General features: G+C 46.9%; 16 protein-coding genes and 1 other RNA gene. 15 read left to right on the forward strand and 2 right to left on the reverse strand.

Annotated elements, in window-relative coordinates; genetic code table 11:
* Nucleotides 1-169 precede the first annotated feature (169 nt).
* The 10 genes from MCG46_RS04605 (at nt 170) to MCG46_RS04650 (ending at nt 8,933) form a co-directional block, all read left to right on the forward strand.
* Nucleotides 170-481 carry a PTS sugar transporter subunit IIB gene (locus tag MCG46_RS04605; protein ID WP_020224754.1) on the forward strand — a complete coding sequence of 104 codons (312 nt, stop codon included), beginning with the start codon at nt 170-172 and terminating at the stop codon, nt 479-481.
* Between the two features lie 20 nt (nt 482-501).
* Complete coding sequence (locus tag MCG46_RS04610) at nt 502-1,785, forward strand: PTS transporter subunit IIC (RefSeq protein WP_240278077.1); 1,284 nt, start codon at nt 502-504, stop codon at nt 1,783-1,785.
* 58 nt (nt 1,786-1,843) lie between these two features.
* The gene (locus MCG46_RS04615; protein WP_154237533.1) at nt 1,844-2,320 is read left to right on the forward strand and encodes a hypothetical protein; all 477 of its coding nucleotides are present in this window, start codon (nt 1,844-1,846) and stop codon (nt 2,318-2,320) included.
* Complete coding sequence (locus MCG46_RS04620) at nt 2,317-2,781, forward strand: PTS sugar transporter subunit IIA (protein WP_240278078.1); 465 nt, start codon at nt 2,317-2,319, stop codon at nt 2,779-2,781. Before MCG46_RS04615 ends, MCG46_RS04620 begins: the two co-directional genes overlap by 4 nt.
* Nucleotides 2,772-3,578 carry a BtpA/SgcQ family protein gene (locus MCG46_RS04625; RefSeq protein WP_240278079.1) on the forward strand — a complete coding sequence of 269 codons (807 nt, stop codon included), beginning with the start codon at nt 2,772-2,774 and terminating at the stop codon, nt 3,576-3,578. The genes MCG46_RS04620 and MCG46_RS04625 overlap by 10 nt, the downstream gene beginning before the upstream one ends.
* The gene (locus tag MCG46_RS04630) at nt 3,578-4,204 is read left to right on the forward strand and encodes a hypothetical protein (protein WP_240278080.1); all 627 of its coding nucleotides are present in this window, start codon (nt 3,578-3,580) and stop codon (nt 4,202-4,204) included. The genes MCG46_RS04625 and MCG46_RS04630 overlap by 1 nt, the downstream gene beginning before the upstream one ends.
* A gap of 261 nt (nt 4,205-4,465) precedes the next feature.
* A complete protein-coding gene (secG, locus tag MCG46_RS04635; protein WP_006057619.1) occupies nt 4,466-4,690 on the forward strand; it encodes a preprotein translocase subunit SecG in 225 nt (74 codons plus the stop codon).
* A gap of 55 nt (nt 4,691-4,745) precedes the next feature.
* Entirely contained in the window at nt 4,746-6,998 is a 2,253-nt protein-coding gene (gene rnr / locus MCG46_RS04640; protein WP_240278081.1) for a ribonuclease R, read from the forward strand.
* A 12-nt stretch (nt 6,999-7,010) separates the two neighbouring features.
* Nucleotides 7,011-7,466 (forward strand): SsrA-binding protein SmpB, encoded by a 456-nt coding sequence (gene smpB / locus MCG46_RS04645; RefSeq protein ID WP_020224747.1) that lies wholly within the window; start codon nt 7,011-7,013, stop codon nt 7,464-7,466.
* A 474-nt stretch (nt 7,467-7,940) separates the two neighbouring features.
* Nucleotides 7,941-8,933, forward strand: coding sequence for a hypothetical protein (locus MCG46_RS04650; protein ID WP_240278084.1), 993 nt, complete (start codon nt 7,941-7,943; stop codon nt 8,931-8,933).
* A 217-nt stretch (nt 8,934-9,150) separates the two neighbouring features.
* Here the strand turns inward: MCG46_RS04650 and MCG46_RS04655 are convergent, their stop codons facing one another.
* Both MCG46_RS04655 and MCG46_RS04660 read right to left on the reverse strand, forming a co-directional pair.
* Nucleotides 9,151-11,025: a DUF2207 domain-containing protein gene (locus MCG46_RS04655; protein WP_240278092.1), complete on the reverse strand. Its 1,875-nt coding sequence runs from the start codon at nt 11,023-11,025 to the stop codon at nt 9,151-9,153.
* Nucleotides 11,026-11,115: 90 nt separating this feature from the next.
* The gene (locus tag MCG46_RS04660) at nt 11,116-11,667 is read right to left on the reverse strand and encodes a LemA family protein (RefSeq protein WP_154237540.1); all 552 of its coding nucleotides are present in this window, start codon (nt 11,665-11,667) and stop codon (nt 11,116-11,118) included.
* Between the two features lie 454 nt (nt 11,668-12,121).
* Between MCG46_RS04660 and MCG46_RS04665 the strand changes: the two genes are divergently transcribed.
* The 5 genes from MCG46_RS04665 (at nt 12,122) to MCG46_RS04685 (ending at nt 16,767) form a co-directional block, all read left to right on the forward strand.
* The gene (locus tag MCG46_RS04665; RefSeq protein WP_154237541.1) at nt 12,122-13,780 is read left to right on the forward strand and encodes a Na/Pi cotransporter family protein; all 1,659 of its coding nucleotides are present in this window, start codon (nt 12,122-12,124) and stop codon (nt 13,778-13,780) included.
* 175 nt (nt 13,781-13,955) lie between these two features.
* Nucleotides 13,956-14,933 (forward strand): D-2-hydroxyacid dehydrogenase, encoded by a 978-nt coding sequence (locus tag MCG46_RS04670; RefSeq protein WP_020224741.1) that lies wholly within the window; start codon nt 13,956-13,958, stop codon nt 14,931-14,933.
* A gap of 47 nt (nt 14,934-14,980) precedes the next feature.
* Nucleotides 14,981-15,357, forward strand: a transfer-messenger RNA (tmRNA) gene (gene ssrA, locus MCG46_RS04675).
* 178 nt (nt 15,358-15,535) lie between these two features.
* Nucleotides 15,536-16,048: a GntR family transcriptional regulator gene (locus tag MCG46_RS04680; protein ID WP_240278095.1), complete on the forward strand. Its 513-nt coding sequence runs from the start codon at nt 15,536-15,538 to the stop codon at nt 16,046-16,048.
* On the forward strand, nt 16,045-16,767 hold the full coding sequence (locus tag MCG46_RS04685; RefSeq protein ID WP_020224739.1) for a GntR family transcriptional regulator: 723 nt from the start codon (nt 16,045-16,047) through the stop codon (nt 16,765-16,767). Before MCG46_RS04680 ends, MCG46_RS04685 begins: the two co-directional genes overlap by 4 nt.
* The last annotated feature ends 37 nt before the right edge of the window (nt 16,768-16,804 follow it).

Consider the following 16,804-nt stretch of genomic DNA (forward strand, 5'->3'; position numbering starts at 1 on the left):
TATACCATAAAATGTTTACAAACCTGAATCCAAAAGGCTTCTGAAAAGGTTGAAGCATTTTGTTTGGGAAAGAAGAAAAAGCAGGATTTTGGACTGTTCAAACAAGCTGAGGTCGTTTATGATGAAATCATGATCTAAGCTTAGTTTCATAAATCCGTATAGGAGGTGGATGAATTTGAAAATAAAGGCCTTGATTGCCTGCGGAGGCGGAATTGCAACCTCAACCTTTGCCGCAGAAGAAATTAAACGAATTGCGAAAGAACTGGGTGTAGATATCGAAATTGTCAAATCCCGGATCGTGGATGTTCCGGCGATGGCAAAAGATTTTGATATTTGCTTTGTCACTTCTGGATATTCCCAGGTGATCGATTGTCCGCTGGTTCGGGTTAACGGTCTGATCACCGGCATCAATGAAGAAGCGACCACTGCGGAAATTCAGACAGCACTGCTTCAGGTTAACCAAAAACTGAACGATCAGTAGCGATCGTTAGGGAGGGAAAAATGCAGATCATTAATTCAGTCATCCAATTTATCATGGACTTAGGCGGAGCGATTTTCCTGCCGTTTATGATTACCATTCTAGGGTTATTCTTCAAGATCAAATTCTTTGATTCATTCCGCAATGGTTTGCGGATTGGAGCTGGATTTTTAGGAATTACTGTGATTTTGGAGATGTTATGCAACAGTTTAAATCCGGCGGTGGAGTTCTATGCGGGCATGGGCAGCGGTTTTACGGTCATTGATATTGGCTGGGAAGGCATTGCTGCTATTGCTTGGTCTACACCGTTTGCTTTGATCATCGTACCCATTTGTCTTGTTCTGAATTATTTCCTGATTCGTATTCGCTTTACGAAAACAATGGATGTGGACATCTGGAATTATTTCCATGTGATTCTGGGGGCGGCAATGGCGTACTACATTGCTCAGCTAGGTGGAATGAGCGCTGCGGTTTCGATTGGACTGGCGATGTTGGTCGCGATTGGCACATTCGTCGCAATCCTGAAAATGGCCGACTGGATCGCGCCGCACTGGCAGAAACATTATAATTTGCCAGGTACAACCTGCTGTAATAATGATGCTTTTCAAATTTGGGCCATTGATTATGCAGTTTGCTGGATTCTGGATAAGATTCCGGGAATTAACAAAATTAACCTGGATGCTAAATGGTTCAGCGATAAGTTTGGTTCCTTAGGTGAAACCTCAGTTTTAACCTTCTTTGTCGGAATCCTCATTTCCCTGATTACTCGTCAGGATTTATCCACAATGTTAACGATGAGCGTAACTTTGTCCGCTGCCATTGTTATTCTGCCGCGGATGGTCAGTCTGCTGATGGAAGGTCTGAATCCGATCTCCACGGCAGCCCGTAAAATGTTCAAGCAGAAGCTGGGAGCTGAATACGATATTTACATTGGAATGGACGAAGCTCTCTGCTTGGGGGATGAAAGCGGAATTCAATGCGCTGCCATCATGATTCCGATTGGTTTGGCAGTTGCCTTTCTGCCAGGTGTGAATTTCTTCCCCATCGCCAGTCTGGGATCCATGGTCTATACGACTTGTATGTGTTCACTCTTTGCACGCGGGGATATCTTCAAAACCGTGATTGCTTCTACGGTAAACTGTATTTATTCTTATCAAATCCTAAGCTGGATGGCACCGTTGGTAACAAAGCTGGCTGTCAATACAGGCTATATCTCGAATGCTGCCACATTAGTAACGGGCTCCAGCGTTGAAGAATTTCATAGTGTGATTTTGGCCTTGATCAGCAAGCTCCTGGGGATTTGGTAAAAGGAAGAATTTTGAGAATTAGTAATTAAACGGCTTTTTAAGAATTAGAGGGATAACGATGAAAACCTATTATGTCAGAGAAAGTGTTAGAAAAATTTACTTAGGCGTCGGAGTGGGGAGTGTAATGTTATTATCATTATTACTGATCCTGCATCCAACCCTGTTTCATTCAGTGGTTCTGAATCTGTGGTTTTACGGAATAGCGATTGGGATGAGTGGACTGCATCTGTTTCGAGCTAAGACTTGTAAGCTTCGCATTGAGGATGAGGAACTCTATTTCTACAATGGGCTGTTAGATACCAAGCACATCCCACTTAATAAAATCCTCAGAATCGAATACAATCCGGAGATCCGCATTCGCATCTACATGCAGCGCAAAGATACCGTATATCGAATTCCCAACGTCTTTAGCCGTGAAGATACGGAAGAAATTTTCCGGACCCTCAGGAAAAAGCGGAAGCAGATTCTTATTGAGCGTATTGAGAAGCCAGGGAAGTCTATTCAAATTTCAGAAAATTGTGAGCGTGTAAAATGAGTCAGATATTTGTAATTGAGGGAACTGCTGAAACATGGCAGGAAGCATTGCGGCAGACAGCCCAGAAGCTATTGGAAATGAATTGTGTCAAACCTGATTTTTATGCCAGCTGTGCTGCCCGGGAAGAAAGTTTCCCGACGGGACTGACGGCATCCTGTCCGATCGCAATCCCGCATACAAGCAAGGAATATGTGCTGCAGCAGGCTGTCTGTGTTTTGCGGTTAGAGCATCCAGTAAAATTTCGCAGTATGGAAAATGTAGATCTGCAGGTTGAGGTTCGGTATGTCATGAACTTAGCGCTTCAGGATGATCAGGAACATATTCGCATTGTTTCGCAGATCATCCGCAATCTTAAAGATAAACATTTTATTGGAGCCATGGATGCTCTGGATGCGGAGTCTTTAAGTCAGTTTTTAAATGTAAAATTTCTAAAGGAAGGGAATGAAAAAGAATGGGAATAAAAGAAGTGTTCAAAACGACAAAACCAGTCATTGGCATGATGCATTTAATGGCTCTGCCTACCGATCCGAAATATGATCCGCAGGGAGGAATACAGAAAGTGTTGAATCGGGCACGGACTGATTTGCAGGCTTTGCAGGAAGGCGGAATTGATGCAATTCTGTTCTGCAATGAATATTCGATTCCCTATTTAAGCGACGTTCATCCGGTAACCATTGCCTGCATGGCGCGGATCATTGGCGAACTGATGAGTGAAATTCATGTGCCTTTCGGTGTGGATGTTGCTGCCGATCCTATGAAAACATATGACCTGGCAGCGGCCGTAGGCGCAGACTTTATTCGGGAGACCTTGTGCGGAGCTTATGCTGGAAATGATGGAATTTCAGATGTGCGCATGGGTGAAATTGAACGGCATCGCATCGAGGTAGGGTGCCGGGATATTCTAACCTTGGCAACGTTGGTTCCGGAAGGAGCACGTCAGCTTGCTGAACGTTCGATTGAGGAAGTAGCCAAAACAGTTACCTTCTCTTTAGCGCCAAGTGCGTTGCTGGTCTACGGTTCAACGGCGGGATCATCCATTGATGGTTCATTAGTCAGCCGGGCAAAAACGGCCACAGAGATCCCGATTTTTGCCAGCAATGGCGTCCGTGCTGATACGATTGAGGATATTCTATCGCTTGCGGACGGCTGCGTTGTCGGAACCTGGATGAAGCAGGAAGGAAAGTTCTATAATCCTGTTGACTCTAAGCGAGTGGCAGAACTGATGGGAAAAGCAAAAGCGGTTCGGGGCGATCTCTAATGCGGATCAGTCCGTCGCTGGCCTCAGCGGATCTTCTGCATATGGCAGAGGAGATAGAGTTTGCGGATCGTTATTTTAACGAAATTCATCTTGATATCGAGGATGGAGTTGTTGTTTCAGGAATAACCTTTGGCACTAAGATGTGCCGACGTATCTGTGAATACTCTCATTCCTCGGTAAAATCAATTCATCTTGAAGTATTGAATCCCATGGATTATCTGACCGAGATTCAAAGCTGCCAGCCGACGATCGTATTTATTCAGCTTTCACATCTGAAACATCCTGACAGGGTAGTTAATGCCTTCAAAAAAGCCGGATTGCGTGTCGGAATTAGTCTGAATGCTGTCGATAGAAAGAGCGAACATTTAGCTGAACTGCTGAATCTGACCGATTATTTTCTCATAGCAACAGCTTTTCCAGAGGATCCCAAACAGAAATATCAGAAAGTGATGGAAGAATTTGCACTGCAGCTTGCCGAGAATCATGAACGGAAAATATGGATTGACGGCGGCGCTACGGCTGAAATCATTCATCGGCTGTCGCATTCACCCATTGCCGCTGTGGTCGCAGGCCGGGCTGTATTTGAAGACAAAGATCAGGTAGTACGTCAATTTTGTCTGGAATAAGAAAAATTCTGTCAATAAAAGAAGGGAAAACAAATACGGTATTCTGTGGAAAACAGAGTACCGTATTTGTCATAGGGATGAATTAGGTTAGAAAGTCTGATTCTGGTCAAGAATAAGAGCGGCTAACGAAAAAGATTCTCTGTTAACGAAGAGTGAATTTTGGAATTTGAGGGATTTCATCAGGATGACTGCGGAACTGTTTGCAATTTGACTATTCCTTTGTTATAATAGAAAAGCGATAAATCTGAAAGGAGGATTAAGATGCTTGATATCTTATTGATGGTGGTGTCCGTGATTTTAATACTTCTTTCTCTGTTACAAAGTGGAAAATCAGACGGGATCAGCGGTGCTTTTACAGGGAGCGGCGGATTAAATCTGTTTGCCAATGTAAAAGAGAGAGGACCGGAGAAGATCATTTCGAATGCCACACTGGTTGTCGGAATTTTGTTCTTCGTGCTGGTCATTGTGATTAGAGTACTGAACTAACGGCCGTCAACAGCGGCCTTTTTTCATATTAATTAAAGAAATTCGAGGTGAAGTTATGGAACAAACAGACATAAAACAACAAATAGAAACAATGATTGCGGACGAGCAGTATCGGCCGTTAAGTTTAGCTCAGCTGCAGGAAACGCTGGGCTTATCAACAACTGAAGAATTCATTGCGATGAATAAAGCGGTCAATGAACTGGCCGAGCAATATGTGATCGTGTTCAGCCAGAAAGGAAATCTGATGCCAGCGAAAATGGGTGGCTATTACCGCGGCGTCCTGTCTGTGAATCGAAAGGGATTTGGCTTTCTGGATCTGGAAAATGAGAACAGCATTCATCTCACGGAGGCCAATCTGCATGGTGCGATGAATGGGGATCTGGCGATTGTAAAAAAATTACCATCCTTTTACGGCAGTGACGAAGGTGAAGTGATCCGCGTTCTGCAGCATAAAACCAATACGCTGGTGGGAACCTTTTTCAGTTCTGTGGGCAAAGGCCTGCAGCTGAAACTGGATGATGAACGGATTAAAGCCCGGCTGATCGTTAAGAACTGGCAGGCGTTTAAAATGGTCAGCGGTACCAAGGCCTTATTAAAGGTCCTGCGCTACGGCGATCCGATGGAACTGGAAATTGTTCAGCTGTTAGGACATATTGATGATCCAGGCGTCGATATCCTGTCGGTGCTGCTGGAATATGATATTGATCCGCAGTTTCCAGAGGAAGTCATGGAACAGGCGCAGAAAACTCCGGCACGGGTTACGCCGAAGGACAAAGAGGGTCGGCGCGACTGCACCGCAAAAACAATTATTACGATCGATGGTGAAGATTCCAAAGATCTTGACGATGCGGTTTGCGTGGAAAAGATAGATGGAGGATACCGGCTGGGTGTCCACATTGCGGATGTTTCTCATTATGTGCCGGAAAACAGTCCGCTGGATCTGGAAGCGCTGAAGCGCGGAACATCAACCTACGTCGTTGACCGGGTTGTGCCGATGCTTCCGCATTTATTGTCCAACGGCATCTGTTCGCTGAATCCGAAGGTGCTGCGGCTAACGCTGTCCTGCGAAATGGAGATCAGTGAAAGTGGAGAGATTCTTAACTATGAGATCTTTCCCTCCTATATTAAGACAACCGAACGGATGACTTATACCGCGGTGAATGCTATTCTGGAAGGCGAGGAAGAAACCTGCCGGAAATACAAAAAACTGGTTAATATGATCGGTCTTATGCGGGATTGTTCGCGGGCGATACGTCAGCGCCGCCATGCCGCCGGGGCGATTGATTTCGAAACACCGGAGGCGAAAATCATCCTAAATCCCCAAGGCAAGATTGAGGAAATTCAAGTACGCGAACGAAAAGAAGCGGAAATGTTGATCGAAGACTTCATGGTCTGCGCCAATGAATGCGTAGCCCGGCATTTAAAGTGGCTTGAAGTACCAGCTTTATATCGGGTTCACGAAGCCCCAGAGCCGAAAAAGCTGCGGGATTTCGCCAAGATTGTCTTGTTGATGGGCAAGCGCTTCAAAGGCAGCGTGGAACAAATCCGGCCGCTGCAGCTGCAGCAGCTTCTGGACTCCTTTAAGGAGGATCCAGCATATCCGGTGATCTCAACCATGATGCTTCGCAGTATGCAGAAGGCCAAATATGATCCGCGCTGTCTGGGACATTTTGGTCTGGCGTTAGAGGAATACACACACTTCACATCCCCGATTCGCCGTTATCCGGATTTAATCGTACACCGGATGCTGCATAAGTATTGCTTTGGCTTAGCCTTTGATCCGGAAGTGATGAAAGAGGATGAGCTGAAGATGGAGGAATACGGCAAACAGACCTCTGAACGGGAACGGGCCGCGATTGAAGCGGAACGTGAAGTAGAAGACATGAAGAAAGCGGAATACATGGAGGATCAGGTCGGAAAAATTGCCGAGGGCGTGATCAGCGGCGTAACCAAGTTTGGTTTCTTTGTTGAACTGGAAAACACGGTGGAAGGTCTGGTTCACGTGCAGAAGCTGACCGATGATTACTATCATTATGATCCGGATACATTAAGCTTAAAGGGCGAACGGACGAAAAAGATCTACCGCTTGGGACAGCGCGTAAAAATCAAAGTCACCGGTGCCAGCAAGCTTCATCAGGAAATCGACTTCGATCTGGTTCGCCCGCGTAAGGAAAAACGGGAAGCCGTGGTACCGGCCGCAAAGAAAACCGGTTATCGCAAAGATTCGAGTCGGCCTGCCGAAAGCATTCCTGTGAAAAACAAACGCCGCCGTTCTCATCGGCGGAAACCCAAACCCACCCAAGCATAAGGAGGAATCACGATGAGCGGTGAAAAAATCATTGCCGTCAACCGCAAGGCGTCCCATGACTATGCGTTAGAGGAACGCTTTGAAGCCGGACTGGTTCTGACCGGCACCGAAATCAAGTCGATCCGACAGGGCAAAGCTCAGTTCAAAGATGCCTATATCAGTATCATCAGCGGAGAAGCCTGGATTAAGGAAATGCATATTGCTGCCTATGATCATGGCAACCAGTTCAATCATGATGAAACGCGGGAACGAAAGCTGCTGCTGCATAAAATGGAGATCGTCAAGCTTCAACAGAAAGTGAAGCTTAAAGGCTATACAATCGTTCCGGTCAAGCTGTATTTAAAAAATGGCCGGGCTAAAATGGAGATTGCTCTGGCCAAGGGCAAAGCGTTGTATGACAAGCGCGAAGACGCGAAGCTGAAAGATGCAAAGCGGGAGATGGAAAAAGCGATGAAAGCACGGTGGTAAGCCGTGTTTTTTTGATATAATAAAAGCAGGAAAAGGAGTTAAGAACAATGGCGTGAAATCGGTCGTAGGCGGAAGGATTGTGTCCCTTCTAAAAAGAATAAGAAAATGAACCGCATCCAATTCCGTTATGTTCCTTTAAGCCGGCTGATTTATTGTTAACGATGTATCGCCGGTGCTTTAGGCTGTGTTCTTGCAGCTGCTGTTCATACTGTTTGCTTGCTTTGTCGAGGAGGTGGGATTGGAAGCCGCTGAGATTTTTTTCAGGGGATGCACCTTTAACTCTTTATCTTAACAAATGGGCTGACACAAGGACTCCTATGTGGTTTGTCCTATGTTGTAAGTCTGCGGCAATCCCTGGCGCTGATGGTGATCATCAGGCTGCCTGCGGTCATTCTAAGCTTGGTGATTGAAGCCTGGATTTAGGCTTAGGGTTTTAAGGATCAAACATACTCACATTAAACTCGTATGGCTTTGATGTTCCATCTTCTAGTCAGCGGCAGTCTGAAAGCAGCGCTGAGGATGCTGGAAAGCGGTATGTTTATTCATTGGATGCGTCAGGCAATTGGAAGGAAAGAAGGCGGAGAAATGCGAGGAAAGCGGAAGCGCTTTGGATGGTTTGCCGTGATGCTGGGTCTGCTGTTGTTTGCGGCAGCAGGGATGAAAGCCAGTGCGGATATGGGGCCGAAGTCTGAACTGGTTGTCGTCGTCAGAAATCCGCCGCAGGAACATTACATTGTATCGCTGATGTTTCAGACGGATGCTGCATGTCTGCCGATGCGGGAGAAGGCAGCTTCTGAGCTGACTTCCGTCATGGCAAAACAGCTTGATCAGGAATATGCGGGCTGGTACAGTGTGACCCAAGTAAGCTGTCAGAAAATACCGCGAATGATTGTCGGCGATCTTCAGGGACAGGCGATCGGGCCAATCCGGCTGCATCGCTTCATGAATATGGCGATCACGCAGCCTTACAAGCTGATGATCGTAACGGAAAGCGGGCAGGTCTGGATCAGCGATCCGATCTTTCAGCAGACTATGCAGCTGAAAGTGACCGTCGATTATGCGACAGGAAAGTTAACAGTACCGCCTCAGGCTGAGGCCTACTTTTTTCAATATTTGTCTACCTTGTTGCTGACCTTGCTTGTTGAAGGCGTGATCCTGATCAAAAAGGGATTTTCTCTGCGGGAAAATGCAAAGGTATTTGTGCTGACTAACGGACTGACTCAAGGCTTGATGACATTGTGGATGCTGGTGTGCATGAACAATATGAACTTAATGCTGGCGATCGTCCTTCAGGGAATCATTGAATTGCCCATCGTTCTGATCGAAGTGTGGATCTATCACCGTTGGCTGAAAGGACAGACAAAAGAGGATCGCACAGCCCTTGCCGTGGATGCTAATTTGGCTAGCTGGACATTGGGAATGGGCATCATGCTGGCGGAGAGTCTGCTGATTCGATTGTTATTCTAAAGCGAATAAGAAATGAAAAAGCTGTGGGACAGATTTGATATCCAAGGTCCACAGCTTTTTTTCATATGAAGTTGTTTATAAACAAAACAGGCTCAGCTTGGAAATTCACGGTTTTCCCATTTCTGCAAAATGGATGATCAAGACATTCTGTTTTAAAAATTTGACTCGAAGTTTATACAGAAAGATCATTTCACCGTTGGATTAAGCCAAGATGTTTTTACCAGCTGCTGCCGGAGGTGCCGCCAAAGCCGCCGCCGGTAAAGCCGCCCCCGCCGCCTCCGCCGAAGCTGCCGCCATGCGGACCGGAGCTGGAAGAAACCGGTGCGGAAGTCATAGCCTGCTGGAAGGAGTTCATCGTCCGATCCAGCCGGCTGATCATATACCATGTTGTCCAGCCATCCGGGCCATAATACCAGGTCGGTGGTTCGATTGTCAAACCGCGGAAATGTTTTGACCAGATATCGGTTAATCCCATCGCATAGGCATAGGGCAGAATGGAATAAAAGTAAGTCGGATCGTCCTGAACCAACATGGCCAGACGGTCCTTTTCTGCATACAGAATGAAATTCCGCAGACCTAAAACCTTACCGGTTAAACGCTGGCCGCGCTCAGTCCGTTTCTTCATGAAGACAGCACAGCCGGCACTGATTAAGGTGCAGAGAATCAGGAATATTGGAACGATCCATCCCTGATTTGCCCAGATAAAGGCCACTGTCAGCATTCCTGCCCAGAAAAGGGTGAAGAGGCTCATCCCCAAAAGCATCCCAAACTTGAAGCCGCCGCTGCAGCTGTGCCAGCGCCGCTGAAGCAGGCATCCCATTACAATCGCCGCGATCATCAGTAAATAGGGGATGATCAGAAAAACAATCGCAGCCCCGCTGAATTCGACAGCATAGACCTGCAGGGCAGCCAGAACCGCGGCCGGCAGCGGAGCCAGGAATGCAACAACAACCTGCAAGGTGGAAGATATCCGGGTAAATAATCGTTTCTCCGGCAGATTGTAATACGCTGAGAAATCCTGAATCGCCTGATTGAGATGCGTGTAGAATTTCTCTTCCAGTTCTTTGGTCGTGACGCTGTCACGATTCTTAAATAATGCATTGAACAACCGCAGTTGCGCAACCGGAGCTGTTTCCGGCAGGGATTGAAGCTTATTGAGCTTTAATGTCTTATCCTGATCTTCAATCGATAAGTAACCGCGGTTGGCCCAGTCCAGGATCAAGGACAAAACTTCCCGGTTCTGAATCGTTCCATTTAAGATGAATCCGACTTCTGTACTGGAAATTCCTTCCGGAGCACTGAATTCCACCGGAATGATCAGCGTCTCATCTTTTCCCCATTTCAACAGACACAGAATGCTGAGCAGGGTGGTAAAACCGCCAAGCAGAGCTAAAGGCAAAGCATAATTGGCAGCTTTGGGAAAGGTGAAATACTGATCCGGCAGATCCAGCTTCACGGTTATCCCTTCAAAGGGCTGCAGGGTGGATAAGGTTTCACCGCTGAAGGTCGTCCCTTCCTGCTGAAATTGAAACTGATCCTGCGGCAGATCGGAATAGAAGTACAGCTGATCGGCATCGAAGGGTTTCGGCATTGTCACCCGGAAGGTTACTTTTTCAATCGTCGTATCCCAGTTTACTGAAATCAGGTTCCAGTAGAAACTTTGGATCCCGCCCAGTTTCAAATCCCGGGTATGCACCTGATAGCGGATCTTATAGCTTTCTGAAGACTGGGCATAGGTATCCGCGCTGCCTAAACGGAGATTATAGTAATCATCCTCATCACTGATCTTAACTTCATGACCGGACAACACCTCGATGTGATCGATCGGATAAACGTAACTGCGGCTGACAACCTTATCGCCAATGGCCCATGTGACACTGCGGTAACGCTTGGGAAGGGTGAGATTTAAGCCGTGGCTGGACTGCTGAAATTGAACGTCCAAGGTTTCAGTTACGGTATAGACGCCGTCTTCGCTCACCTCAATTTGAATGTCGTAATGCTCGATCGTAAAGCTTTCCTGAGCGTGAACGGGCTGTAAGCCCACAAAAAGCAGAAACAACGTCAGGACGCTGAACAAAATTCGTTTTTTCATAAGTTTACTCCTTGATTTCTATGCCAAGGGCACAGACGTAACTTTTGTCATTGCATTTTTGGTGAAAAAAATATCGCAGCGAGCGATATTTCAGAAAGAAACTTTGACGTTTTCGCGCTGAGCTTCATCTTTGACGACAAACAGCGGCATTTTCTTAAAACCGCAGATCCCAGCGATCAAATTGCTTGGAATGGTTTCAGTGCGGGTATTGAAGGCTTTGACCACGCCGTTGTAATACTTGCGGGCGTTGGCAATTTCCCCTTCCATATCTTTGAGCTGACGCTGTAAGTCGATGAAGTTGGTGTTGGCTTTCAGATCCGGATAGCTTTCTGAAATGGCCAATAACCTTCCCAATAAGCCGGAAAGGTTCTGTTCCTGGGCAATTTTTTCATCCATGGAATGAGCGTTCATAGCCAGACTGCGTGCGGAAACAACTTTTTCCAGTGTTTCTTTTTCATGTGCAGCATAGCCTTTGACCGTTTCCACTAAGTTTGGAATCAGATCATAGCGCTTGACCAGATACACGTCCATGGTAGAAAAGGCTTCTTCTACTTTATTCTTTAATGAAACAAACCCGTTGTAGGTCGCGATAAACCAGATGATCAGCACCGCGAGTACGACCAGTAAAATAATCCACATCATGTGTCAATTCCTCCTCTGTTGTCCCATGAGGGCTTGATCTTATTATAGCATAGCTTGCGGAAGAACATTCCTGTCAGGACTGCGTTTTAAGAATTCTGAAAGAAGTCGGAACCGCTGTGCTGATTATGAATGAAACGGGAAATAAAGTGGAGAAGGATTGTTGATTCCAAAGTTTTGCGGCAGTCAGATTAAACCAGAAGGATTCAGCTCAGACTCTAAACAGCGCTGATGCAGGGATAAGGCTGATTGCATGGACTGATTTACCAAGGAAATTGAAACGTTTTGTTTCTTCTTTCCTTGTGAGTCTGTAAGTATTGGGCGGCCAATGACCCCCGATAAAGCGAAAAATTCAGGAATTTTCGGCATTCGGAGTAAGATTAACAGAATTTTAACAGAAACTTAACAGTCATTTTCTTTATTTCTTGGTATCTTTACCCTTGAGAGGAGTGGAAGGATGACATTGCAGGATATACAGTGGGATATGATCTTGGGCGGCTTTGGGCTGTTCTTATTTGGCATTAAATTTATGGGGGATGGATTGAAAAGTCTGGCAGGGGATAAGCTGCGGGATTACATTGATAAATATACATCCAAACCGCTGATGGCGATTTTGATCGGGGCTTTAGTTACGATCATGATCCAGTCTAGTTCGGCAACGACCGCGATTACGATTGGTTTGGTCCGAGCCGGCTTAATGCGGCTGGAACAGGCGGCCGGGATCGTAATGGGGGCTAACATCGGAACGACGGTCACCGCTTTTTTAATCGGTTTGAAAGTGGAGCAGTTTGCGTTGTTCTTTGTATTTGCGGGCGGTGTGGTGATTTCTTTTGCCAAGCGGAAAAAGAGCCGGACGATCGGCGAAATTGTGATGGGCTTCGGCTTGTTGTTCTATGGACTGCGGATTATGGGTGATTCGTTATCCATGCTTAAGGATATGCCGGAATTCATTGCTTTTGCCGAGATGATGGGCCGTCAGCCAATCCTGGCCTTGTTGGCCGGTACGGTGCTGACCGCTTTGATTCAGGGTTCAGCGGCAACGATCGGCGTGGTTCAGAAGCTGGTGGAAGCGGGGGCGATGTCGCTGTCGGCAGCATTGCCGTTTGTTTTCGGCTCCAATATCGGCACGACGATTACCGGGGTGTTCGCAGCAATTGGCGGCAGCTTGGCAGCCAAACGAACGGCTGGTTTACATACGCTGTTTAATGTGATTGGGACGCTGATCGGCATGCTCCTTCTGCAGCCCTACATTCTGCTGATTACAGAATTATCAAAACTGCTGAACATTGCGCCGATGATGCAGATCGCGGTCGCGCATATCTTGTTCAATGTCGGAGCGACGATTCTGTTCTTCCCATTCTTAAAACAGATGTGCCAGCTTGTTAAAAAACTGATTCCTGGACAGGAACCGGAGCGGCTGGATATCAAAATTGATGATCTGGATGAGAATATTATTCATGAGCTGCCTGCTTCAGCACTGGAGCTTGTCCACAAATCTATATTTAAGATGGTTGATGTTGTCAGCAAGACGGTACGGGAAGCCCAGCAATACTTTATCAAAGGTACGGACGAGGAAGACCATGAGATGATTCTGCAGTCTGAGGCGCTGATCAATAGTTTTGATACCAAGATTACGCAGTATCTGATGCAGATCTCAAAGGAAAACTTGTCAGACAGGGAAGTGGCCGATCTGAATCTCAACCTGCAGGTGATTAAGAATTTGGAACGCATCGGTGACTTGACGGTGAATCTTGTCGAGTTCTTTGAGATGGTCAATGAGGATCAGTCCGCGTTTTCCGCCGGCGCAAAAGAGGAAGTCATGCAGATGTTTGATCTGTTCGATCATATGCTGGCCCAGTCGGTAAAAGTCTATGAATCGCAGGATTACACGCTGTATTCGGCCCTGCTGGAAGATGAAAACTATATGGATTTGCTAGAGTATAAAGCTCGCCAGAATCATTTTGAACGGATGAGCCGGCAGGAGTGCAGCTCGGCCGTAGCCGGTTCGGTATTCTGCGATATTCTGGGGAATCTGGAACGAATGGCGGATCATACCTGCAACATCGCCCGCTGTGCGGTGGAATCAACAGGAATGGAAACACCGGAAAAGCATTGATGGACCTGGATGTTTTTTGCCCGTGGACAAAGCGCCCAGATCGATTTGTAAAAAGGGAATCAAGCTGGCGGAACAGAGGATCAGCATACAGCCGGAAAACAACTCAATCATGAAGTCTGGTGATTGACGCATAAGGCAGGCTCAGGTACAATGAAGCCAGAAAGAAGGAATTTGCATGGAACAAATTAAAGTATGCTGGCTGATTCCGACGGAGCCTTCACTGCGCGCCTCCATACAGGCGGCGTGTCCGCAGGCGCAGATCGATTTCTGTGAACGGGCTGAGCTCAATGAACAGCGGATTGCGGAAGCGGAAGTCGTGATCGGAAATCTGCCGAAACGCTGGCTGAGCGAGGCGAAGGCGCTGCGCTGGCTGCATTTGGAAAGTGCCGGGGCTGAACAGTATGCTCAGGAAGAGAAATTAGCTCAGGATGTCCTGCTGACCAATTCGACGGGAGCTTATGGACCAGCCATCGCCGAACATATGCTGGCCGGGGTGCTGTCGGTTTATAAGAAGCTGAATCTTTATCGTGAAAATCAAAAACTGCGGGTATGGAAAAATGAGGGCAAGGTTCGTTCGCTGAAAGGTTCCTCTGTCCTGATTGTGGGCTTGGGCGATATTGGCCGGGAATTTGGCTGGCGGATGAAAGCTTTGGGATGCACGGTGACCGGTGTAAAACGAACACCGGGGGCTTGTCCTGATTTTGTCGATCGGCTGGTGCTGATGGATCAGATTGAGGAGGAACTGCCGCAGGCGGACATCGTCGCTCTGTGCTTGCCAAGTACGCCGGAAACCCGACACTTCTTTGATCAGCGCCGGCTGGCTTTAACTCGCAGGGATTGTGTGCTTGTCAATGTGGGCCGCGGGATTACGGTGGATACTTCTGCTTTGTGCGCCCTGCTGGATCAAGGACATTTCGGCGGTCTGGTTCTCGATGTCGTAGATCCGGAACCGCTGCCGATGAACAATCCTCTGTGGGGGATCGATCGGGTGATTTTGACGCCGCATGTTTCCGGCAATTACAATCAGCAGAGTACTTATGATACGGTGATTGCGATGGCTCTGGAAAACCTTCAGCGTTATCTCAAACAGAAACCGCTGAAGTATTGTGTGGATCGAAAGAGCGGCTACCGCATCTCCAATAACAAAGAATAATTTGACGCAAACCGGATTATGCTATATACTGTTATAGCATAACAACTGGGGTTGTCATGGTTTCGACAGGTCTAAGTTGGATTCAGACTGCAGTGGGGCGGCTGCCTAACAGCCAACAAAAAATAACTGGAAAATCTTTTTTAGCTAATCTGTTCGGTGGAAACCGTCAGGTTGCTTTCGCTGCTTAATTACTCAACAACGAGTTTGCAGCTGCTGTCAATGATTCTTTCTTCAGGTTGTTGAACAGTATCAGAAATGAAGGATAAGGAAATTTGGAGTCTGGACGGATTTCTCGACAATTCACAGACAAACTCAGAGTGTTTTGTCCGTTAACAACTCTGTTTTATAAGCAAACGGAATAAACTGTAGATGTCTGAATGGGGACTATTCCTGGACCGGGGTTCGATTCCCCGCAGCTCCACCAAAAGTCGAACAGCCGAGCGCTTGCGTTCGGTTTTTTTGTGGCTGTTGGGCAGGGGACAGATCCCCACCGATGAGGATCAAAGATAAAAAAATACGCGGCAATATCGCATAAACTGACAGCTTGAGCTTATTTTTCAGAAGTGGTATACTATACTAAACCACTAGAAAACGGTGAACTTATGAATGATGAAGTCTATGTAACACGTCAGCTGGACCAATTTGAATCAATCACTCAGGCTTTGGAAGCCCGAGGTTTTCATTATGCGTATCCGATTCTGAACCAGTCAGTCATGGAAGCCAATAAGCTGATCAGCGAACAGCTTCAGATTCCGATCGCCACCCGCGTTTTCAGCTATCGCAAGCTGCGAATCGTAGAGGATAAACCACGGTCAATCGAACAGGTCTATATCGAATATGAAAAAGTCCGCGGGATTGAGACTCTTTCTCTGGAAAACCAATCGCTTTACCGTGTGCTGCGCCTGCAGTTTGGCTATGATATCCGCCGCAACGAAGAGGAAATCAGAATTGTGCATGCCAGTGAAGAAGAGGCACGGCTGCTGCATGTGGAAGAGGATGCGGAAATCCTGATGAGCACGGGACTGACGTATTTGGATTCTGTCAAACCCTTTGAATATTTTCAGATCGTGGCCATTCCAAGCTTCTTTAAATTCAGGAGTGTGACGACGGTATGAGTACGGAAAAAGCGGTCTATGTGCAGCTGATGGAAAATATTTTGGAGAAGATCCGGACCGGTGAGTATCGCGTCGGTGAGAAAATTATGTCAGAACGGCAGATGGCGCAGCAATATGGCATCAATCGCCTGACTGTACGCAACGCGATCAAAAAGCTGGTCGAGGAAGGGACACTGGTGTCGATCCAAGGCAAGGGAACCTTTGTCAGCCGCCTGCCGAAAAATGAAAAAAAAGTGGTTTTCGGCGACAATGAGAATGTGAGCCTAAGTCAAAGTCTGGTTCAAAGCGGCTTTCAGTCCAGCCGAACAGTGCTTTCGTTTAAGAAAATTGAAAATCAGGGGGAAACGCGGGATTATTTTCCTGACAGTCCGCAGTTGTATGAGCTGATCCGGCTGTCGCGGATCGATGGTCAGCCGTATGCTTTACAGATCTGTTATTTCCCCGCATCCCTATTTAAGCAGCCGGAACGGTTTAATTTCGGGGAGGGCTCATTATACACATACATGGAACTGCAGGGACATATGCCGAAGACGATCATTTCCGACATGGAGGTTCAGGAGGTTCCGGCGGCTTATCGGCAGGTGATGGAAGCCGGACCGAAGAAGCTGATCTTCGCTTACGAATATTTTGGTTTTGACGAACAGCATCGCCTGGTAGAGTTTACGAAGGCTTATTACATGCCTGAATTTACATCTTTCAAATACGTAACAAAGAAATAGTGTGAATTTCACACTTTTTTTATTGCAATCTCATGCG

Source organism: Holdemania massiliensis (genome assembly GCF_022440805.1).
In the GTDB taxonomy this organism is placed as follows: domain Bacteria; phylum Bacillota_I; class Bacilli_A; order Erysipelotrichales; family Erysipelotrichaceae; genus Holdemania; species Holdemania massiliensis_A.